The organism is Ferrovibrio terrae, assembly GCF_943372915.1.
GTDB classification, from domain to species: Bacteria; Pseudomonadota; Alphaproteobacteria; order Ferrovibrionales; family Ferrovibrionaceae; genus Ferrovibrio; species Ferrovibrio terrae_A.
This window is the reverse complement of sequence record NZ_CALSAN010000042.1, coordinates 1-18,658: the sequence shown is the minus strand read 5'-3', so window position 1 is coordinate 18,658 and position 18,658 is coordinate 1. Positions and strand designations below refer to the sequence as shown.

At 63.6% G+C, this 18,658-nt stretch carries 19 protein-coding genes, 1 tRNA gene and 1 pseudogene; 13 read left to right on the top strand and 8 right to left on the bottom strand.

Annotated elements, in window-relative coordinates; all coding sequences use genetic code 11:
• Window position 1: 1 nt before the first annotated feature.
• Both AAG821_RS19985 and AAG821_RS19980 read left to right on the top strand, forming a co-directional pair.
• On the top strand, window positions 2-1,036 hold the full coding sequence (locus AAG821_RS19985; protein WP_341914091.1) for a P1 family peptidase: 1,035 nt from the start codon (window positions 2-4) through the stop codon (window positions 1,034-1,036).
• A gap of 10 nt (window positions 1,037-1,046) precedes the next feature.
• The gene (locus tag AAG821_RS19980; RefSeq protein ID WP_341914093.1) at window positions 1,047-2,531 is read left to right on the top strand and encodes an ABC transporter substrate-binding protein; all 1,485 of its coding nucleotides are present in this window, start codon (window positions 1,047-1,049) and stop codon (window positions 2,529-2,531) included.
• Window positions 2,532-2,604: 73 nt separating this feature from the next.
• Here AAG821_RS19980 and AAG821_RS19975 read toward each other — a convergent pair whose 3' ends face one another.
• On the bottom strand, window positions 2,605-3,753 hold the full coding sequence (locus AAG821_RS19975) for a hypothetical protein (protein ID WP_341914095.1): 1,149 nt from the start codon (window positions 3,751-3,753) through the stop codon (window positions 2,605-2,607).
• Window positions 3,754-4,054: 301 nt separating this feature from the next.
• On the opposite strand from AAG821_RS19975, the gene AAG821_RS19970 reads away from it, so the two are divergent.
• From AAG821_RS19970 to AAG821_RS19940, 7 genes are all read left to right on the top strand, one after another.
• A tRNA-Arg gene (locus AAG821_RS19970) sits at window positions 4,055-4,131 on the top strand.
• Between the two features lie 111 nt (window positions 4,132-4,242).
• Entirely contained in the window at window positions 4,243-6,105 is a 1,863-nt protein-coding gene (gene recQ, locus AAG821_RS19965; RefSeq protein WP_341916411.1) for a DNA helicase RecQ, read from the top strand.
• Between the two features lie 63 nt (window positions 6,106-6,168).
• A complete protein-coding gene (locus tag AAG821_RS19960; RefSeq protein WP_341914099.1) occupies window positions 6,169-7,176 on the top strand; it encodes a 2-oxoglutarate and iron-dependent oxygenase domain-containing protein in 1,008 nt (335 codons plus the stop codon).
• Window positions 7,177-7,181: 5 nt separating this feature from the next.
• On the top strand, window positions 7,182-7,637 hold the full coding sequence (locus tag AAG821_RS19955) for a VOC family protein (RefSeq protein ID WP_341914101.1): 456 nt from the start codon (window positions 7,182-7,184) through the stop codon (window positions 7,635-7,637).
• A gap of 169 nt (window positions 7,638-7,806) precedes the next feature.
• On the top strand, window positions 7,807-8,862 hold the full coding sequence (locus tag AAG821_RS19950; protein WP_341914103.1) for a TRAP transporter substrate-binding protein: 1,056 nt from the start codon (window positions 7,807-7,809) through the stop codon (window positions 8,860-8,862).
• Window positions 8,863-8,905: 43 nt separating this feature from the next.
• Window positions 8,906-9,508 (top strand): TRAP transporter small permease, encoded by a 603-nt coding sequence (locus AAG821_RS19945; RefSeq protein WP_341914105.1) that lies wholly within the window; start codon window positions 8,906-8,908, stop codon window positions 9,506-9,508.
• Window positions 9,505-10,806, top strand: a complete 1,302-nt coding sequence (locus AAG821_RS19940) for a TRAP transporter large permease (protein WP_341914107.1) — start codon at window positions 9,505-9,507, stop codon at window positions 10,804-10,806. The genes AAG821_RS19945 and AAG821_RS19940 overlap by 4 nt, the downstream gene beginning before the upstream one ends.
• 81 nt (window positions 10,807-10,887) lie before the next feature.
• Here the strand turns inward: AAG821_RS19940 and AAG821_RS19935 are convergent, their stop codons facing one another.
• Genes AAG821_RS19935 through AAG821_RS19925 form a run of 3 tightly spaced genes read right to left on the bottom strand, consistent with a single transcriptional unit; the run spans window position 10,888 to window position 13,089 of the window.
• The gene (locus tag AAG821_RS19935; RefSeq protein WP_341914109.1) at window positions 10,888-11,442 is read right to left on the bottom strand and encodes a hypothetical protein; all 555 of its coding nucleotides are present in this window, start codon (window positions 11,440-11,442) and stop codon (window positions 10,888-10,890) included.
• Window positions 11,439-11,768: a rod-binding protein gene (locus AAG821_RS19930; RefSeq protein ID WP_341914111.1), complete on the bottom strand. Its 330-nt coding sequence runs from the start codon at window positions 11,766-11,768 to the stop codon at window positions 11,439-11,441. Before AAG821_RS19930 ends, AAG821_RS19935 begins: the two co-directional genes overlap by 4 nt.
• A 1-nt stretch (window position 11,769) precedes the next feature.
• Window positions 11,770-13,089, bottom strand: a complete 1,320-nt coding sequence (locus AAG821_RS19925) for a flagellar basal body P-ring protein FlgI (protein WP_341916409.1) — start codon at window positions 13,087-13,089, stop codon at window positions 11,770-11,772.
• 196 nt (window positions 13,090-13,285) lie between these two features.
• Between AAG821_RS19925 and AAG821_RS19920 the strand changes: the two genes are divergently transcribed.
• Both AAG821_RS19920 and dksA read left to right on the top strand, forming a co-directional pair.
• Complete coding sequence (locus AAG821_RS19920) at window positions 13,286-13,717, top strand: flagellar assembly protein FliX (RefSeq protein ID WP_341915958.1); 432 nt, start codon at window positions 13,286-13,288, stop codon at window positions 13,715-13,717.
• 157 nt (window positions 13,718-13,874) lie between these two features.
• Window positions 13,875-14,294, top strand: a complete 420-nt coding sequence (gene dksA / locus AAG821_RS19915; RefSeq protein ID WP_341899265.1) for an RNA polymerase-binding protein DksA — start codon at window positions 13,875-13,877, stop codon at window positions 14,292-14,294.
• A gap of 159 nt (window positions 14,295-14,453) precedes the next feature.
• Here dksA and AAG821_RS19910 read toward each other — a convergent pair whose 3' ends face one another.
• Genes AAG821_RS19910 through flgF form a run of 4 tightly spaced genes read right to left on the bottom strand, consistent with a single transcriptional unit; the run spans window position 14,454 to window position 17,641 of the window.
• Complete coding sequence (locus AAG821_RS19910; protein ID WP_341915956.1) at window positions 14,454-15,281, bottom strand: flagellar basal body L-ring protein FlgH; 828 nt, start codon at window positions 15,279-15,281, stop codon at window positions 14,454-14,456.
• Between the two features lie 26 nt (window positions 15,282-15,307).
• Entirely contained in the window at window positions 15,308-16,075 is a 768-nt protein-coding gene (flgA, locus tag AAG821_RS19905) for a flagellar basal body P-ring formation chaperone FlgA (RefSeq protein WP_341915955.1), read from the bottom strand.
• Window positions 16,076-16,104: 29 nt separating this feature from the next.
• Complete coding sequence (gene flgG, locus AAG821_RS19900; protein WP_341915954.1) at window positions 16,105-16,890, bottom strand: flagellar basal-body rod protein FlgG; 786 nt, start codon at window positions 16,888-16,890, stop codon at window positions 16,105-16,107.
• Window positions 16,891-16,918: 28 nt separating this feature from the next.
• Window positions 16,919-17,641 carry a flagellar basal-body rod protein FlgF gene (gene flgF, locus AAG821_RS19895; protein WP_341915952.1) on the bottom strand — a complete coding sequence of 241 codons (723 nt, stop codon included), beginning with the start codon at window positions 17,639-17,641 and terminating at the stop codon, window positions 16,919-16,921.
• A gap of 249 nt (window positions 17,642-17,890) precedes the next feature.
• Here flgF and AAG821_RS19890 point away from each other — a divergent pair, with 249 nt between their 5' ends.
• Together AAG821_RS19890 and AAG821_RS19885 are read left to right on the top strand one after the other, a co-directional pair.
• Entirely contained in the window at window positions 17,891-18,388 is a 498-nt protein-coding gene (locus AAG821_RS19890; protein ID WP_341915951.1) for a flagellar basal body-associated FliL family protein, read from the top strand.
• Window positions 18,389-18,403: 15 nt separating this feature from the next.
• Window positions 18,404-18,658: pseudogene (locus AAG821_RS19885) on the top strand (flagellar motor switch protein FliM); the annotation flags it as partial.

Below are 18,658 nucleotides of genomic sequence, written 5' to 3'. Positions count from 1 at the left end.
GATGGCCGGCAAACCCGGGCCGCAGAACCTGTTGACCGATGTGCCCGGCCTGAAGGTCGGGCATGCGGTCGACGAGATACTGCGGTCTGGCGTCAGCGTTATCGTGCCGGATGCCCGTGCCGCCTGTTCGGTCGATGTGCGTGGCGGCGGCTCGGGCACGCGCGAAACCGATCTGCTGCGGCCGGAGGCCACCGTGCAGGCGGTGGATGCCATCTGCCTGTCCGGCGGTTCGGCCTTCGGTCTCGATGCCGCTTCGGGTGTCATGCACTGGCTGGCCGAACGCAAGCGCGGCGTCGAAGTGCGCGGCCATGTGGTGCCCATCGTGCCGGCGGCCATCCTGTTCGACCTGAACAATGGCGGCGACAAGGACTGGGGCGCCGAGCCGCCATACCGGCTGCTGGGGCGGCAGGCCTGCGATGCGGCTTCGGCCGGCCCGTTTCCGCTCGGCAATACCGGGGCCGGCTTCGGCGCCATGGCCGGCCAGATCAAGGGCGGGCTGGGCAGTGCCTCCTGGATCGAGCCCGACGGCCTGGTCGTGGCGGCCATGGTGGCCGTGAATGCGGTCGGCAGCGTATTGACCCCGGGCAACCGCAGCTTCTGGGCGACGCCATGGGAGCAGAATGCGGAGTTTGGCGGGCTGCCGTTTCAGGTGCAGAATGTCGATCTGGGGCTGGCCGCGGAATCCCGCATTGCCCGGCCGGCTGCCGGCAGCCATACCTGCATCGGCATCGTCGCCACCAATGCCGCATTCGACAAATCCGCCTTGCGGCAGATTGCCACCATGGCGCATGACGGCCTGGCCCGGGCGGTGCGGCCGGTTCACACGCCCTTCGATGGCGATACGCTCTTTGCCCTGGCCACGGCAACGTGGCAGGATACACAGGATGCCGCCGACAAATTCTGGCTCACCGCCAGGGTTGGCAGCATCGCCGCCGATTGCGTTGCCCGTGCGGCAGCACGCGGCGTTTGGGCTGCCGATCCGCTGGGAGCATTGCAAAGCGCCCGCGATGTGGTCGCCGCGGCACGAAACTCGTAAGGAGGACATCATGCAGGGCTGGAAAGTATTCGCGGTCGCGATGGGGATGACGGCATCGCTGGCCGCCGGGCAGGCGCTGGCGCAAGCCAAGACATCCCTCATCATGGCCATGTCGCTGGAGCCGCCGGGCCTCGATCCCACCATCGCCCCGGCCGCAGCCATCGGCGATGTGGTGCATTACAATATCCTGGAGGGCCTGACCAAGATCGCCGAAAATGGCGAGGTGCAGCCCTTGCTGGCCGACAGCTGGACCGTGTCGCCGGATATGAAGGCCTTCACCTTCAAGCTGAAGGCCGGCGTGAAATTCAACGACGGCACGACCTTCGATTCCGCCGATGTGAAATTCTCGTTCGAGAAATATGCCGGCGAGAAGAGCACCAACAAGCGCAAGGCGGTGTTCACCAACATCGCCTCCATCACGACGCCTGATCCGCTCACGGTGGCGATCACGCTCAAGACCCCGGACCCGATTTTCCTGTTCAGTCTGGGCGAGAACACGGCGGTGATCACGGCGCCGGAATCGAGCGATACCAATGCCACCAAGCCGGTGGGTACCGGCCCCTACAAGCTGGAAAACTGGGTGAAGGGCGATTCCGTCACCCTGGTTGCCACCGATACCTATCGCAATCCGGGCGCCATCAAGATCAAGACGGTGAAGATGCGCTTCATCAGCGACCAGGGCGCCATGGTGGCGGCGATGCGGGCCGGCGATATCGACGCCGTGCCGATCGGCATCACCGGCGAAAATGTGCGCGAGTTCGAGAAGGACAAGCGCTTCAAGGTCACGGCGGGCTCGACCGAGGGCGAGACCATGGTGATCATCAACAACAAGCGCAAGCCGTTCGACGATGTGCGGGTGCGCCGCGCACTCACCTATGCCATCGATCGCGAGGCGGTGATCGAGGCCGCCACGGCAGGCTATGGCAAGCCGATCGGCAGTCATTTTCCGCCGCATGATCCGGCCTATGTCGATCTGACCAAGCAGTATCCCTACGATCCGGCCAAGGCCAGGGCGCTGCTGAAGGAAGCCGGCGTCAGCAATCTGGAAGTCACGCTGCGCCTGCCGCCGCCGCCTTATGCGCGGCCGGTCGGCGAGGTGGTGCAGGCCATGCTGAGCCAGGTGGGCATCACCGCCAAGATCGAGAATGTCGAATGGGCGCAGTGGCTGGATGGCACCTTCAAGAACAAGAATTTCGACCTGACGGTGATCAGCCATGTCGAGCCGAACGACTTCGTGAAATATGCCGAGCCGGAATATTACTGGCAGTATGACAGCCAGAAGGCCCGCGACCTGATCGCCAAGGCGAACTCGACCCTGGACAAGGCGGAGCGCACCAAGGCCCTGCAGGATCTGCAGCGCCTGCTGGCCGACGATGCAGTCAATGTCTATCTGTACAACCTGCCGCGGCTGGGCGTGTACAAGCAGGGCCTGACCGGCTTCTGGGTCAATGCGCCGATCTTCGTCAACGATCTGACGGCGGTGTCCTGGCAGTAGGATCACAGCCCTCAGCCAAAGAAAAAGCCCGGCTTCAAGCCGGGCTTTTTTAGTGTCGTAAGGTCGAAGTGCTTCAGCGCACGAAGACCTGAACCTCGTTGGTGGCGGCCTGGCTGCTGCTGGCGGCCGAGACATTCACCCGGCTGGCCGGCAGGCCCATATCTGCCAGCGAGCGCAGCACGCGGTCGGCATTGCGGCGCGCCTGGTTCTGGTTGCTGGCGGCCTGCGCCTGGGTGCCGCCGGCGGCAATCGCCACCACGTCGAACACGGCATTGGGCTTGCGCGCCAGTGCCTGCGACACGGCGTTGTACAGTGCCTGCTGGTAGGGCACATCGGCGCGGTCGAAGCGGATCACCACCAGCGGCGTGCGGCCATCGGCGGCGAACGGCGCGGCAGCCGCATCGGCGGCGGCAAACTGCTGCGCGCCGGCATAGAAGTTGGCGCGGTTGCCCAGGCCGGGGCCGAGCAGCTCGCCCTGCTTGATGGCAGCCGACAGCGTCGTCAGGTTGGTGCGCTCGGCGCCGATATAGTTGGTCTGGCGGGCGACATCGGTGCTGAGTTCGCCAAGCAGGCGGTCGATCAGCACCACGGTCTTCGAGGTTTCGTCTTCCAGCACCGACAGCTGGCGATGATCTTCGTCGATGGCGCCCTGCAAGCTGTAGGTCGATTTGATCGACTGCAGCAGGTAGGTCGACATCGCGGAATCGGCCGCCACTTGGTTGGCGATGTTGCTCAGGGTACCGACATCGGCGGCCATGCGGTCAAGATCGGTCTGCGCCTGGGTCCACTGGCTGACCAGAATCGGATTGCCCGGCGTGGTGCCCATCTGCAGGCGCGTCGACACGGCAGCAACGGTGCCATGATAGCGCTGGGAATTCTGGGTGGCGCTGCCGCGGGCCGCCTGCAACTGCTGGTTCCGCTGGGTAACCTGCTGCTGCAGCTGCGACAGCTCGCCGCGCATCTGCTGCACCTTCTGGCCGACGAAAGTGCCGGTCGAGGCAGCCTGGGTGACGCCCGGGACGACGAAATTGGTGCTGCCCATGGCGGGCTGGCTGAGGACTGGATTCGGGTTCGATTCCGCGGCCGAAGCCGGGATCTGCTGGCGCATCACCGGCTGCTCGGACGGGTCGGAACCGGTCAGGGACGGCCAGAGTTCATCGCTGACGTAGGAGCAGCCAGAGAGCAGCAGGGCGAGGGAAATCGTACTCGCCGAAGCCAGCATTCGACGCCGATGCGTCGGATTACGAACAGGATGTGCCATGCCGCGCGGTCTCGCGTTAATTGTTATGAACTCAGAACTGCTGGCCTGGAGGCCCCCCGTCTCAGTGGTTCCAGCCCAGCGGAGAACCGCGTGACGAGCCTTCTGGAGACAGCGTTATTCTAGGGGCCGGCAGAACCGCCCGCAAGCATCATCTGCCTGTAGAATCCGAGGCTTGCACGGCAGGGCAGTATTCCGGGCTCGGCCCTTGCGTCCCCCCAGTGAATTGAGTAGGTTGCGCCCCCGTTGCGATACCAATCGCCGTGCGCTCGTAGCTCAGCTGGATAGAGCACCAGACTACGAATCTGGGGGTCAGGAGTTCGAATCTCTTCGAGCGCACCATTTTCTTCAAAGACTTAGCCATAAATCAGCCGGGTCCGAATCCTCGCCCGGCAGGCGCTTCTTTGTTATGCCAGTGGGTGTGCAGCGAATCGGTGCTGCCCAGCGGTTGGCATGACATCAGTTTTCCCCAGTCCTGTTTCCATGGATGCAGCGCAGGCCATGCTGCACACGGTGTTCGGCTTCGAGCGTTTCCGCGCCGGGCAGGCCGAAATCGTGCAGGCGCTGCTGGGTGGCGAGGATGTGCTGGCGGTGATGCCGACCGGCAGCGGCAAATCGCTGTGTTATCAGCTGCCGGCGATCCTGCGCGGCGGCCTCACCGTGGTGGTCTCGCCATTGATCGCCCTGATGCGCGACCAGGTGCGGCAGCTGCAGGGCTTTGGCATCAATGCCGCCAGCCTGAATTCCGCCAATGACGAAGCCGAGAACCAGCGCGTCTACCGCGACCTGCGCGAAGGCAGCCTGCGGCTGCTCTATGTCGCCCCCGAACGGCTGGTGCGCCCTGACACCGTCACCCTGCTCAAACGTTCCAATGCCGGCCTGCTGGCCATCGACGAGGCGCATTGCGTGTCGCAATGGGGCCATGATTTCCGCCCGGAATATCTGGCGCTGGGCAATATCCGCGCCGAGCTGGGCGATATCACCACCATTGCACTGACCGCGACGGCCGATGCGCCGACCCGGGCCGATATCGTGCAGAAGCTGTTCGCCAGCCCGGACGGCAAGGGCGGACCGCGCGAATTCATCCGCAGCTTCGACCGGCCGAACCTGCATCTGATGATGCAGCCCAAGGCCAGCGCACGCAAACAGATCGGCGATTTCATCGCCGCCCGCCGCGGCCTGAACGGCATCGTCTACTGTTCGTCGCGCAAGCGCACCGAGGAACTGGCTGCCGGCCTGGTGGCGATGGGCCACAATGCCTTGCCCTATCATGCCGGCATGGAGCAGCGCCTGCGCGATGCCAACCAGGACACCTTCCTGCGCGACGATGGCGTGGTGATGGTGGCGACCGTGGCCTTTGGCATGGGCATCGACAAGCCCGATGTGCGCTATGTCTGTCATGCCGACCTGCCACGCAATGTGGAAGCCTATTACCAGGAGATCGGCCGCGCCGGCCGCGACGGATTGCCGGCCGAAACGCTGACCCTGTATGGCCTCGACGACATGCGGCTGCGGCGCATGCAGATCGAGGAGGGAGACACGCCCCCTGAGCGCAAGCGCATCGAGCGCCAGCGCTTCAATGCGCTGGTCGCGTTGTGTGAATCGCCGCGCTGCCGGCGGCAGACGCTGCTGGCCTATTTCGGCGAGGCCTCCGAACCCTGCGGCCATTGCGACCTGTGCCAGGATGGCGTGGCACGTTTCGACGGCACGGTGGAAGCGCAGAAGGCGATGTCGGCCATGATGCGGACCGGCCAGCGCTATGGCACCGAGCATCTGGTGCAGCTGCTGCTCGGCAACACCACCGATGCAATCCTGCGCAGCGAGCATGACAAGCTGCCGACTTTCGGTGTCGGCAAGGATCGCGATGCCAATGCCTGGCGCTCGATTTTCCGCCAGCTTTATGGCGGCGGCCTGATCGATCTGGATATCGCCGGCCATGGCGGCTGGTTCATCACCGATGCCGGTCGCGCGGTGCTGCGCGGCCAGCAGACGGTTGAGATGCGCGTCGAATCCTTGAGCGCGCGGCGCGAGAAAAGCCGCCGTGGCGCATCGGGCATGGCCGAGGCGGCGCTGGAGCCGGCAGACCAGCGCCTGCTGGCTGCGCTGAAGGATCTGAGGCGCCAGCTGGCCACCGAGTTGCAGCAGCCGGCCTATGTGATCTTTTCCGATCGCACGCTGCTTGAACTGGCGGCCAAGCGGCCGACCAGTCTGTATCGACTGACTGATATTCACGGTATCGGCCAGGCCAAGCTGGAACGCTTCGGCCAGGTGTTCCTCGATGTCGTGCTGGCGCATCAGGACGACCGCGCCGCCTGATCCGGTGTTTGGCATCAATGCTGCATGGCCTGATGCTGAGTTCATCAGTCCGGATGCCGCATCATGGTTCTCTACTCGCCGCCGCAGCCCGCCAGGGCATTGCCCGTCATCGATATCGCCACCACGGCGGGTAACGATGACGCCGCCTGCCGCGCGACGGCCTGGGAGATTCACAAGGCCTGCCGGGATACCGGCTTTTTCTATGTCACCGGTCATGGCGTGGCGGCCGAACTGATTGCGGCGCAATTCGATTGGGCGCGGCGCTTCTTTGCATTGCCGATGGATGTGAAGGCGGCGCTGCATATGAAACGCTCGCGCAGCTTTGCCGGTTATGAACCGCTGGCCGGGCAGACACTGGATGCGGCTTCGCCACCCGATCTGAAGGAAGGCTATTATTATACGGCCGACCTGCCGGAAGATGATGCCTATGTCGTCGCCGGCATCCGTGGCTATGGCGGCAACCAGTGGCCCGGTGATGACTTGCCCGGTTTTGATGCCACCGGCTTCCGGAGGCAGATGCAGGCCTATCATGCGGCCATGCGCGTGCTGGGTGACCGGCTGCTCAGCCTGCTGGCGCGCTCGCTCGATCTTGCGCCGGATTATTTTGTGCCGATGTATCGCAAGCCGAATGCCGTCGTGCGGCTGCTGCACTACCCACCGCAGCCCGAGGCCGCGCAGTTCAACCAGCTGGGCGCCGGTGCGCATACCGACTGGGGCGGCATCACGCTGCTGGCGCAGGATGATGCCGGCGGCCTGGAAGTGCAGAATACGGCGGGGGAGTGGATCGTTGCGCCACCGCTGGCCGGCAGTTTTGTGGTCAATCTCGGCGACCTGGTGCAGCGCTGGACCAACGATCTCTATCGCTCGAACATGCATCGCGTTCTGAATCGCGCCACTGTGCCGCGGGATCGCTACTCAGTGCCGTTCTTCTATACGCCCGATCATTTCGCCCGTATCGAATGCCTGCCCGGTTGCAGCAGCGCGGAACGGCCGCCGCGTCATGCGCCCTGCCTGGCCGGCGAGCATATGATGGAAATGTTCAATCGCTCCTACGGCCGCAAGGCAGGGTGATGAGCATGGCTGCCGCCCGTCTTGCCTATGTGAACCTGTTTGCCCGCGACATTGTTGCGCTGTCGGGATTCTATACCGCGCTGTTCGGCTTCCCCGAGATCGCAGCCCATCGCTCGCCGATCTATCGCTGTCTCGATGCCCAGGGCGCTGAACTGGGCTTCAATGCTGCGGAAGCCTATGCGCTGCTCAATCTGCAGACCCGCCAGCCGGTGGATATAGAAAGCCCGCTGCCTCTCGGGGTCTATTTCACCATCGAGCTGGACAGCACCGATGCAGTGGATCATGTCGCCCGGCAATGCGTGCAACTGGGCGGCGCGGTGCTCAAGCCGCCGTATCTGACCTACTATAACGCGCGTCAGGCGGTGCTGGCCGATCCGGAAGGGAATGTCTTCCGTGTCAATCACCGGGTCGGTGCGCGCACGCCCTATGACGCCCTGCCGCCGGACCGGCGCCCGCTCTAGGGCGTCCGCCGGGCTGGGATTGCCTATTTTATAAGCGTATGCTCTTGGCGCGAGGCGGGCGAACTGGCGGGTGAACGGGATTTCTTGTCCCTGGCTTGCTCCCTGCGCCCTGGTCTGGTGTGGCCTGGTCTTTGCAAACCTTTTCCGCGTACTGAGCGAGGGGATGATCATGACCAAGACGATTGCAGCGACGATGGGTGCCCTGTTGATGATGGGCAGCCTGGCCCTGACCGGTGTGGCCCAGGCCCAGGAAACGGTGAAACTCCGGGTCATGGGGATGCCGCTGGCGACCGGCAAGATCCGCAGCGACCGCGAGCAGCCGTTCTTCGAAAACCTGCCCAAGACCATCGGCTTCCCGGTCGAGGTTGATTACAAGCCGCTGGACTCCACCGGCATCAAGGAATTCGAGCAGCTGCGCGTGGCCCGCTCCGGCCTGTTTGACATCATCGGCCTGCGTCTGGCGCAGATTTCGCGCGACGAGCCGACCATTCTCGGCCTCGACCTGGTCGGCCTCAATGGCGACTACGATACCGCCCGCAAGGTGGTGACCGCCTATCAGGGTGCAGTCGACGAGCGCCTGCAGAAGCTCTTCAACACCAAGCTGCTCGGCGTCTGGCCGTTCGGCCCACAGCTGGTGTTCTGCAAGCCGGCGATCAAGTCGCTGGCTGATCTCAAGGGCCTCAAGGTCCGGATTCTCGATGGCGTGATGGCGAAGTTCATGGAGCGCGTCGGCGCCACGCCGGTCACCATGGCATTCGGCGAAGTGTCGCAGGGCCTGTCGCTCGGCACCATCGATTGCGCCGTCACCGGTCCCAGCTCGGCGAATTCCGCCGGCTGGCCGGAAAGCGTCACCCATGTCTATCCGCTGGCGCTGCAGGTTGCGGTGCAGGGTTATGGCATCAACCTCGATACCTGGAAAAAGCTGAAGCCGGACCAGCAGGTCAAGCTGCAGAAAGCTTTCACCGATCTGAACGAAAGCATCTGGAGTTATTCCAAGGAACTCTGGGATGATGCGATGCGCTGCAATGCCGGGCAGGAGCCTTGCACCACCGGCAAGAAATACAAGCTCACAACTGTTGCGGTGCAGCCGCAGGATCTTGATCTGGTGAAGGGTGCCGTGCGCGAGATTTCCTACCCGGCCTGGTCGGAAGCCTGCGACAAGGTCAATCCCGGCTGCTCGGCCGGCTGGAAGGCCTCGGTCGGGCCGATCATCGGTCTGAAGTAATCAGGGATGTGCCGGCGGCGACCGCTGCCGGCACATAGTTCCGATGAAGCGCTTTGAAACGATCGCCGCCGCACTGTTCGGCGCCGTATTCCTCATCCAGGCCCTGGCCGTGGCAGTGGAAACGCTGCTGCGCAAGCTGTTCAATTATTCTCTGCAGGGCGTCGATGAGCTGGGCGGCTATCTGTTGGCCTGCGGTGCGGCACTGGCCTGCGCCGTTGCCCTGATCAGCCGCGCCCATATCCGTATCGACCTGCTGCATGACCGCCTGCCGCAGCCGCTGCGCATCGCACTCAATGGTCTGTCGCTGCTGTGTATCGCGCTCTGTGCTGCGGCCCTGCTGCGCATGGCCTGGGTCGCGCTGGATGAATCGCTGCTGTTCAATGCCACGGCGCAGACGCCATGGGCGACGCCGCTGTGGCTCCCGCAAACAGCCTGGCTCGGTGCCCTGGGCATATTCGGTGCCGTTGCTGTTTTCGAACTGGTCCGCTTTGCCCGGCTCGCGCTGGCTGGCCGTAGTCGTGATCTGAACCACTTTTACGGCCCGCGTGGCAGCAAGGAAGAATTGCAGGAAGAACTCGACGACCTGCGCGCGCGCGGCGTGTCGTCCGATCCGGTGCTGCCGCTGACGAAAGACCCGTCACCATGAGCATGGTTGCCATCGGGGTTATCGGCTTTCTGGTGATGGTGGCGCTGATGCTGATCGGCCTGCCGATCGGTGCGGTGATGCTGCTGATGGGCCTGGGTGGTGGCATGCTGGCCTTCGGCAACGCCTTCCTGGTGTCGTCGGCCTCGGTGGCCTGGGGCACCATGAGTGACAATGGCCTCACGGCCATTCCACTGTTCGTGCTGCTGGGCGAGTTCCTGCTGCGCAGCGGCATGGCCGACCGCATGTATACCGTGTTTGCCGCCTGGCTTGGGCGGCTGCCGGGTGGACTGCTGCACACCAATATCGGCTGCTGCGCGCTGTTTGCCGCCACCTCCGGATCATCGGTTGCCACGGCGGCGACCATCGGCACCGTGGCGTTGCCGTCGCTGCAGCGCCACGGCTATCCGATGCGCGATGCGCTGGGCAGCCTGGCTGCCGGCGGCACCCTCGGCATTATGATCCCGCCCAGTATCAACTTCATCGTCTTTGGCTCGATGACCAACACCTCGGTCGGCAAGCTGTTCATTGCCGGCATCCTGCCCGGCCTGCTGCTGACCGCCAGCTTCATGCTGTGGATCTATCTGTCGCATTCTCTGCGGCACGAGAAGGTCGCCACCGTGAACGTGCCCTGGGCGGAACGCCTGCGCCTGCTGCGCTATCTGATCGAGCCGGTCGGCGTCTTCGGCGTCGTCATGGGGTCTCTGTATCTCGGCATCGCCACGGCAACCGAATCCGCGGCCCTTGGCCTTGTCGTCGTGCTCGCCTTCGTGATCGCGCAGGGCAAGCTGAGTGTCGCTCTGCTGAAGAACTGTTTCATCTCCAGCGCCAAGACCACCGGGATGATCCTGCTGATCGTGATCGGCGCCTTCGTGCTCAACCTCGCCCTGTCGCTGACCGGCATCGGCGAGGCGCTGACCAAATGGGTCACGTCCTTCGGCCTCAGCCGGGTGGAAACCCTGCTGGTGCTGATCGGCTTTTATCTGCTGCTCGGCATGTTCATGGACACGCTGTCGATGATGGTGGCGACCATCCCGTTGTCTTTCCCTGTTGTCGCTGCCGTCGGGGTTGATCCGGTATGGTTCGGCGTGTTCATTGTGCTGATGTGCGAACTCGGCCTGATCACCCCACCGGTCGGCATGAATCTGTTCGTGGTGCAGGGCATCCGCCCCGATCGCGGCCGGATCGACGATGTGATCTGGGGCGCGCTGCCCTATGCGATCATCATGATCCTGTTTGCCCTGTTGCTGATAGCCGTGCCCGGCATCGCGACGGCGCTGCCGGAGCTGATGCGCGGCTGACGCGTCCGGCGCAAAGAAGACCCCGCCCGGCGAACCGGACGGGGTGAGGGGGGTACTGGCGGGGGGAAAGGCGAAAAGGGCTCAGCAGGTTTCGTTGTTGAACAGCGAAACCGCCTGGCGGGCCCCATAATTGGTGGTCAGCGCGGTCATTGCGCCAGACCGGCCATAACCGGTGCCAAGCTGGCTCTGCTTGGTGGCGCCACGGATCACGGCATTCAGCAGTTTCTGATTGGCATCGCGCGCCGTGCGCACGACGATCTCGTTGCGCTGGCCGACCGCCTGCATTTCCGACAGCAGCTTTTCCAGCCTCTGGCGCTCGGCTTCGGGCGCCGCGCGCAGGGCATCGGGATGCTGGCGCAGAACCTTCTGCTTGTCGCGCAGCAGGCCGGAGATGATCCGCTTCTGCTCGGTCGAGCGGTCGAGACCATCATAGGCAAAGCGTTCCAGCGCTGCGGTTTCCTCGATCAGCACGTCTTTCAGCTGGATCACCAGGTCGCTTAGTTCGGCGACGGTGGGGGGCACGGCACCGGGCCCGATATTGTCGACCATGCGCGGCCCGGCATCGAGGCCCAGGCGCTGGGCGGCGCGGGGCGAGAGCGGCTGGCGGGCGGCAGGCTGCTGCTGTTTCTGGTTCACGACTGGGCCTCCTGCATCTTGAGCATCTGGTCATAGACCATGTCGGCAATGCCGACCGTGCGGGTCTTGGCCATTTCACGGCCATACTGGTCGTTGAGGAACGAGCGCCATTTGGCTTCGGCCTGGCCGCCGCTCATCGGGCCGTCGCTCTTGATGCCGCTCGACATGAATTCGAACACCTGGGTCAGGAAGAAGGACTCGAAATCCTGCGCGGTCTTCTTGATATCACCCTTCGGCTTGCCGGCGGCATCGAGGCGGGCACGATCGGCCTGGGCCTGTTCGATGGCGTAGGAGCTGATGGCGGGCGAGGCGACGAGCGAGGACATGTCACATCACCTGGATTTCAGCTTGCAGCGCGCCTGCGGCCTTGATCGCCTGCAGGATTGTGATCATGTCGCGCGGACCGACACCCAGTGCATTGAGACCGTCGACCAGTTCCTGCAGCGACACGCCGCGCTTCAGGATGCCGAGCCGGCGGTCGGCCTGCTCGTCGACCTGGATATCGGTGCGCGGCACCACCACGGTCTGCGCACCGCCTGCGGCTGAGCCGGCCACGGTGGGCGTGCCGGTGCCGGGCACCGCCTGGGTGATGGTGTCGAACACGAAGTTGCCCGACGCATCCTTGACCGGTTGGCCGTCCGGGCCGATGCGCGGCACCTGCACGGTACCGGTCGAGGCCGAAGTGCCGGAGATGCCGGCAATGGCGGTGGCGGCGGGCGCGAAGGGATTGGGCTGCGACACCTGCGGGGTTTCGGTGATCCGCACCGTGAGCGAGCCCTGGGCAATCGCCACCGTGTCGATGCGCACATTCGGGCCCATGACGATGGTGCCAGAGCGTTCATCGATGATGACACGGGCCATCTGATCGGTTTCGATCTGCAGCTGTTCGACTTCGGTCATGAAGCCGACGACGTCACGACGGAAACGGTCCGGGATGTCGATATGCACGGTGGAGGGGTCGAGCGCACGCGCGGCAGGCACGCCAGCCAGGGTGGACACGGCCTGGCTGATGCGACGCGCAGTGGTGAGGTCGGGGTTCTTCAGCGCCAGGCGCAGCACCGGCAGCGAGGTCAGCTCGAAGCCGACTTCACGTTCAACGATCGCACCATTGGCAATACGACCCGAGGTGGGCGTGCCGCGCGTGACCTGCGCGGCGGCGCCCTGGGCCTTGAAGCCGCTGATGGCAACGGCGCCCTGGGCCACGCTGTAGACCTCGCCATCGGCGCCGAGCAGCGGGGTGACCAGCAGGGTACCGCCCTGCAGGCTCTTGGCATCGCCCATGGTGGAAACGGTGACGTCGATGCGACCGCCGTGGCGGGCAAACGGCGGCAGCACGGCGGTGACCATCACGGCCGCCAGGTTCTGGGTGCGGAAGGTGCCGGCATCGCGGATGTTGACGCCAAAGCGCTCCAGCATCGCCTGCAGGCTCTGGCGGGTGAACGGAGCATTGGTCAGGCTGTCGCCGGTGCCGTCGAGACCGACCACCAGGCCGTAGCCGACGAGCATGTTGTCGCGAATACCTTCGAAATCGGCGATGTCCTTGATGCGCGAGCCGGCCTGCGCCTGCAGGGGCAGGCTCAGGGCGAGTGCCAGGGCACAGGCGGCCAGCAGCAGGCGGCGGATCACAGTGTTGGCGAAGCGGATCATCGTCATCTTCCTTCACGCGAACCGGTCACGCATGCCGGTTCTCTCGCACCGTTAAATGCGATTGTCGTGCCAGAAGGTAACGCTTTGAATTATATGCGGTTTGGAGCCCAGAATGGGGCCAGCCCGGCAAAAAATGCCGTCTTTACCCGGTCAATCTTATCGGGCACCATGCAGCCGTTAAGAGACCATATTTTCCATGAGCATAGACAAGATCAAAGGCCCGGGCGGGATCGCCCCCGGCAGCCCCAAGCGCACGACCGGCAGCAGCAGCGCCGGCGGCCCCAGCTTTGCCAGCATGCTGAAGGGTGCCGAAAAGCCTGCCGGCCAGGTTTCGCAGGCCCCGCCGGTGGCCGCGCTGGATGCGATGCTGACCATTCAGGCCGTGGATGAACAGGGCGGCGGGCGGCAAAACCGCCAGCGCGCCTTCCAGCGCGGATCGACCCTGCTCGAAAGGCTCGAGGATATTCGACACGGCCTGTTGATGGGCAGCATCCCGGCTGAGCGGCTGCAGACGCTTGCGCGCACGCTGCGCAGCGAAAAGCTGATGGTCGAAGACCCCAAACTGGCCGAGGTGATGGCCGAGATTGAGCTGCGCTGTGAAGTCGAATTGGCCAAGCTAGGCTTGTAATTTTATTGCTCCGAAGGCGGAGCTTTCATAATTCTTTCAACAATTCAACGACTTCCGAGTCGCTCGACGGCCTTGCTCCGGGCCGGGCCGATTCATATACTCCGCGCGCCGCGGACGGGGTTTTCGGAGTCGCCGCGGCGCCTGGAGGGTCTCTTACATGGGTATCCAATTGAAGGCGAATTATCGGCCGACCGAGAGTGAGCCCTTCATGAATTCGCGCATGAAGGAATACTTCCGCCGCAAGCTGCTGGCCTGGAAAGAAGAGATTCTGCGGGAGTCGAACCAGACGTTGCAGCACCTGCAGGAAGACACCTCGCAGGAGCCCGACATTGCCGACCGCGCCTCGACCGAGACGGATCGGGCGCTGGAGCTGCGCACCCGCGATCGTCAGCGCAAGCTGATCTCCAAGATCGATGCAGCGATGAAGCGGATCGACGATGGTTCCTACGGCTATTGCGAGGAGACCGGCGAGCCGATCTCGCTCAAGCGGCTTGAGGCCCGGCCGATCGCCACGCTGTCGATCGAAGCGCAGGAGCGGCATGAGCGCCGCGAGCGCACCCATCGCGACGATACGTAGTCGTCAGTCCTATCGACCAAAACGAAAAGGCCGGTCTTCTGACCGGCCTTTTGCGTTTGCTCTCGCCCCTGGCGTTTTGCCGCGGTTCGCATCCTGCGATCCTGACGCGCTTTCTGGCGTGCCCGAACTTCGGGCGGGGCGGAAAATCCCTTTCGTGTCTTAGAAGGGGAAGATGATGTCGTAGATCTGCTGGCCCCAGCGGCCCTGCTGCACATCGGTCAGCTGACCGCGGCCGCCGTAGGCGATGCGCGCTTCGGCCATCTGGGTGTGCACGACCGTATTGGTGGCGGTGATGTCTTCCGGCCGCACGATGCCCTGGATCATCAGTTCGCGCACTTCGTTGTTCACGCGCACTTCCTGGCGACCCTGCACGACCAGATTGCCGTTCGGCAGCACCTGGGTAACCAGCGCGGCCACCACCAGAGTGATCTGTTCCTGGCGGTTCACCTGACCCTGGCCCTGCACCTGCGAGGTCGAGTTCATCGTCACCATGTTGGACGGGTCGATGTTACGGAACGCTTTGTTCATGGCCGAGGGTACGCCCTGGCCGGTCAGCACGCCGCCAACGGCGCCAGCTGCCGGGTCTCGGGCAGCTTCCAGGCCGAGGAAGTTCGGCAGGCCCTGTGTTTCGCTGTTGTCGCGCGAGGTCGAGGTGTTGTTCTGCAGCTGGGCGCGTTCCTGGATGTTGATGTTCACTGTCAGGATGTCGCCCACCTTGGTGGCGCGCGGATCCTTGAAGAACTGGCGCGCACCCGGCCGCCACAGCGAGTTGGCGTGGCGCGGTGTCACTTCGGGGGCCGGCATTGGCAGGCTGACCGGGCGGTAGTCGCGCGCTTCGGTCGGATTATCGATCTTGCTCAGGTGCGGCGCCGATCCGATATCGCCCAGGCGGCTCAGGTTGCCACAGGCACCCAGCGAAAGGGCGAGCCCAGCCGTGGCGGCAATGCGCAGCAGCATGGTGAGCGAAGAGGGCTGTTGGCAGGTCATGACAGGTATCCTTCTCGGCGCGTCAATCAATTCGAGGCAATGATGCTGGGCGCAGTGACGACCTGCACCAGATTCATGCCGGTCACGGTTGCCTGGATCGTGCGCTTGCTCTGCAGGTTCATTACCTGGATCACGTCGCCGATGCTGCCGGCTTCCATCGCGCGACCGGTGGTGGTGATGGTCATGCCCGGCACCTGCGCCACCATGGTGACCAGGCCATTTTTGGTGATGGCTTCAGGCCGGCCGATGTCGGAACTGCGGATCGGCAGGCCGGCAGCCAGCGCGCGGCGCGGGGTCTGACCAACCAGCTCTTCAATGCGGTCGATGTAGCCGGCGCCGTAGCGGTGGGCCGGCACCTGCAACCATTCCACGTCATTGCGGTTGATCACCTGGCCGGTGGCAATGCGACTTTTCAGCACCGGGATGGCTTCTACAGCCTGGGCTCGGCCGCTTAGCTTCAGCGTTTCGGTGGCGGCGCTGCTTGACACGGTGGCATAGAAGCGGCCGCTGCGCTGATCGAAGGAGAAGGCGTCGACCTGGAAAGCCGAAGTCGCGGAGGCCGGCACCTCGATCTCGTTGCTCATGCCGTGGAAGTGAATCTCCACGGGACGACCGCCATTGCGCTGCTGCACCATCTCGGCGATGCGACGACCGATTTCGCGTTCGCCGATCACACGCACGGCGCCAATCGAGGCCACCTTGGTCTGTGCCGAAACCGGCTGGGCAGGAACGATCGGCAGCGCCAGCGTGACAGCTGTGATGCCGGCGAGAAGAAGAGTGCGAAGCGAGGCCATGGTCGGTCTCCGTGATACGCGTTAAGCCTTTACCGCAGGCGGGTTGCGGTCTGCAGCATTTCGTCTGAAGCAGTGATGATCTTCGAATTCATTTCATAGGCGCGCTGCGCGGTGATCAGGTTGGTGATTTCCTGCACCGGATTGACGTTCGAGGTTTCGACGTAACCCTGACGCAGCACACCGAAACCGACAGCATTCGGATTGCCCACGGTGGGCTGGCCCGACGCGGCGGTCTCAAGGAACAGATTGTCACCCGTGGCTTCCAGACCTGCCTCGTTGACGAAGGTGGCGAGCTGGATCTGGCCGAGCTGCTGGGCATTGGTCTGGCCCGCGATGCGCGCTTCGACAATGCCAGTGGCATCGATATTCACCGACAGCGCACCCTGCGGCACGGTGATCGCCGGGTTGAGCAGGTAGCCGTCGACGGTGACGATCTGGCCCTGGGCGTTGACCTGGAACGAACCGGCGCGGGTATACGAGGTTTCGCCAGACGGCAGCGTGACCTGGAAGTAGCCCTTGCCGCTGATGGCGAGATCGTAGGTGTTGCCCGTGGTGGTCAGGTTGCCCTGTTCATGAATGCGGTAGACGCCGGCGGTGCGCACGCCGACACCGATCTGGATGCCCGAGGGCACGATGGTGTTGGCATCCGACGAGGTCGAGCCCGGGCGCCGCATGTTCTGGTACAGCAGATCCTGGAACTCGGCACGCTGGCGTTTGAAGCCCGTCGTGCTCATGTTGGCGATATTGTTCGAGATGACTTCAACATTGAGCTGTTGAGCCATCATGCCGGTGGCACCGGTGCTGAGCGAACGCATGGTCTAGGTCTCCTGGTCCGTCAATTCATCAATTCTGGCGGCCGAGCCGCTGGATCGCCAACTTCAGGCGATCGTTTTCGGCATCGAGCATGCTCTGCGTGCTCTGGTACTGGCGCAGCAGCTCGATCATGTTGGTCATTTCGACGATCGGTTCGATATTCGAGGCTTCCAGCATGCCCTGCACCAGCGTGGTGGTGGCGGGGGCATCGATGGTGTCCTGCGTGGTGGCGAACAGGCCCTGGGCGGTCTTGCGCAGTTCCTGCTCGTTGCGGAAATTCACCAGGTCGATCTTGGCGACCTGCTGCTGGCCGACATTCAGTGTGCCGTCCACGGCCATGGTCGGGGTGCCCTGGCCATCGGGAACGATGATGTCGCGGCCGCGGTTATCCAGAACCGGATGACCACCCGAGGTCACCAGGCGGCGGTCGGCATCCAGACGCAGATGGCCATCGCGGGTATAGCGACGGCCCTGCGGGGTATCGACCGTGAGGTAGCCGCTGCCGCTGATGGCGAAATCGAAGGTGTTGCCGGTCTGCTCCAGCTTGCCGGCGCGGAAATCACGCAGCACGGCCCAGTCGTTGACGAAGCTGGTCTTTTCCTTGGCATTCGGGCCCTTGAGGAATTCCTCAAACATCACCCGCTCGCCCTTGTAGGCGTTCGAATTCATGTTCGCCATGTTGTTGGCGAGCACATCCATTTCGCGGCGCATGCCTGAAAGGCGCGAAAGACCGATGTAAGTGGTATTTTCCATGACACGAAACTCGCGTTTAGCCGTTGTTGCCGGTAGTATTGCAGGCAGCGTGCCAGTTCGATTTATGTCGGAAAACGGCCGTTTATTTCGGGTTTTCCGCCAGCTCGGCGGTTTTTGACCGGGGCGGGGCGGGCCAAACCCGGCAAAAACTGCCGGCCTTTGACAAAGTGTTAACTGTGGGCCCTTACCAATGGCATCCGGAGTGAACCGGCAGACGCCGGATTCTGGTGCCAGGGATGTGTGGCAGGCATGAGTGACGACACCGAAGGCCAGGGCGAAGGCGAAGGCGAAGGCGCACCAAAGAAGCGCGGCAAACGGGCAATCGTGATCGTTGCGGCTGTCCTGGTTCTGCTGCTGCTCGTGGGCGGTGGCGGCGCGGCCTATTTCTTCCTGTTTGCCAGCAAGACCGAGGAGGCCGAGGTCAAGCCGGAGGTTCCCAAGGTTACGGTCTTCTATGATCTGCCCGATATTCTGGTGAATTTGAATTCCACCGGCCGGCAGGCCTCCTATCTGAAGCTGAAGGTGTCGCTGGAACATAATGACCCGCTGTCGACGCCGAAGCTGAACGAACTGCTGCCGCGCGTGATCGACAATTTCCAGATCTATCTGCGCGAATTGCGCCCGGACGATCTGGTGGGGTCAGCCGGCCTGTACCGGCTGAAGGAAGAACTGCTGATTCGCGTCAATCAGGCGGTGGCACCGCTCAAGATCAATGACGTGCTGTTCAAGGAAATGTTGATCCAGTGATCACACGAGGCGTCCATGGCGGATAATCCCGAAGACGGCGGCGCCGAATGGGCCGGCGGCGACGGCGGCGATGAGGCCGGCGGCTCCACCAGGATTCTGAATCAGGACGAAATCGACAGTCTTTTAGGCTTCGATGCGTCCGTAGAAGAAGAGTCAGACCGCGCGGGCATCCGCGCCATCATCAACAGCGCGCTGGTTTCCTACGAACGTCTGCCGATGCTCGAGGTGGTGTTTGACCGCCTGGTGCGTCTGATGACCACCAGCTTGCGC

Coding starts and splice junctions, on each gene's coding strand:
- AAG821_RS19985 (WP_341914091.1), top strand. CDS start 2: ATGGCCGGCAAACCCGGGCCGCAGAACCTGTTGACCGATGTGCCCGGC.
- AAG821_RS19980 (WP_341914093.1), top strand. CDS start 1,047: ATGCAGGGCTGGAAAGTATTCGCGGTCGCGATGGGGATGACGGCATCG.
- AAG821_RS19975 (WP_341914095.1), bottom strand. CDS start 3,753: ATGCTGGCTTCGGCGAGTACGATTTCCCTCGCCCTGCTGCTCTCTGGC.
- recQ (WP_341916411.1), top strand. CDS start 4,243: ATGACATCAGTTTTCCCCAGTCCTGTTTCCATGGATGCAGCGCAGGCC.
- AAG821_RS19960 (WP_341914099.1), top strand. CDS start 6,169: ATGGTTCTCTACTCGCCGCCGCAGCCCGCCAGGGCATTGCCCGTCATC.
- AAG821_RS19955 (WP_341914101.1), top strand. CDS start 7,182: ATGGCTGCCGCCCGTCTTGCCTATGTGAACCTGTTTGCCCGCGACATT.
- AAG821_RS19950 (WP_341914103.1), top strand. CDS start 7,807: ATGACCAAGACGATTGCAGCGACGATGGGTGCCCTGTTGATGATGGGC.
- AAG821_RS19945 (WP_341914105.1), top strand. CDS start 8,906: ATGAAGCGCTTTGAAACGATCGCCGCCGCACTGTTCGGCGCCGTATTC.
- AAG821_RS19940 (WP_341914107.1), top strand. CDS start 9,505: ATGAGCATGGTTGCCATCGGGGTTATCGGCTTTCTGGTGATGGTGGCG.
- AAG821_RS19930 (WP_341914111.1), bottom strand. CDS start 11,768: ATGTCCTCGCTCGTCGCCTCGCCCGCCATCAGCTCCTACGCCATCGAA.
- AAG821_RS19925 (WP_341916409.1), bottom strand. CDS start 13,089: ATGATCCGCTTCGCCAACACTGTGATCCGCCGCCTGCTGCTGGCCGCC.
- AAG821_RS19920 (WP_341915958.1), top strand. CDS start 13,286: ATGAGCATAGACAAGATCAAAGGCCCGGGCGGGATCGCCCCCGGCAGC.
- dksA (WP_341899265.1), top strand. CDS start 13,875: ATGGGTATCCAATTGAAGGCGAATTATCGGCCGACCGAGAGTGAGCCC.
- AAG821_RS19910 (WP_341915956.1), bottom strand. CDS start 15,281: ATGACCTGCCAACAGCCCTCTTCGCTCACCATGCTGCTGCGCATTGCC.
- flgA (WP_341915955.1), bottom strand. CDS start 16,075: ATGGCCTCGCTTCGCACTCTTCTTCTCGCCGGCATCACAGCTGTCACG.
- flgG (WP_341915954.1), bottom strand. CDS start 16,890: ATGCGTTCGCTCAGCACCGGTGCCACCGGCATGATGGCTCAACAGCTC.
- flgF (WP_341915952.1), bottom strand. CDS start 17,641: ATGGAAAATACCACTTACATCGGTCTTTCGCGCCTTTCAGGCATGCGC.
- AAG821_RS19890 (WP_341915951.1), top strand. CDS start 17,891: ATGAGTGACGACACCGAAGGCCAGGGCGAAGGCGAAGGCGAAGGCGCA.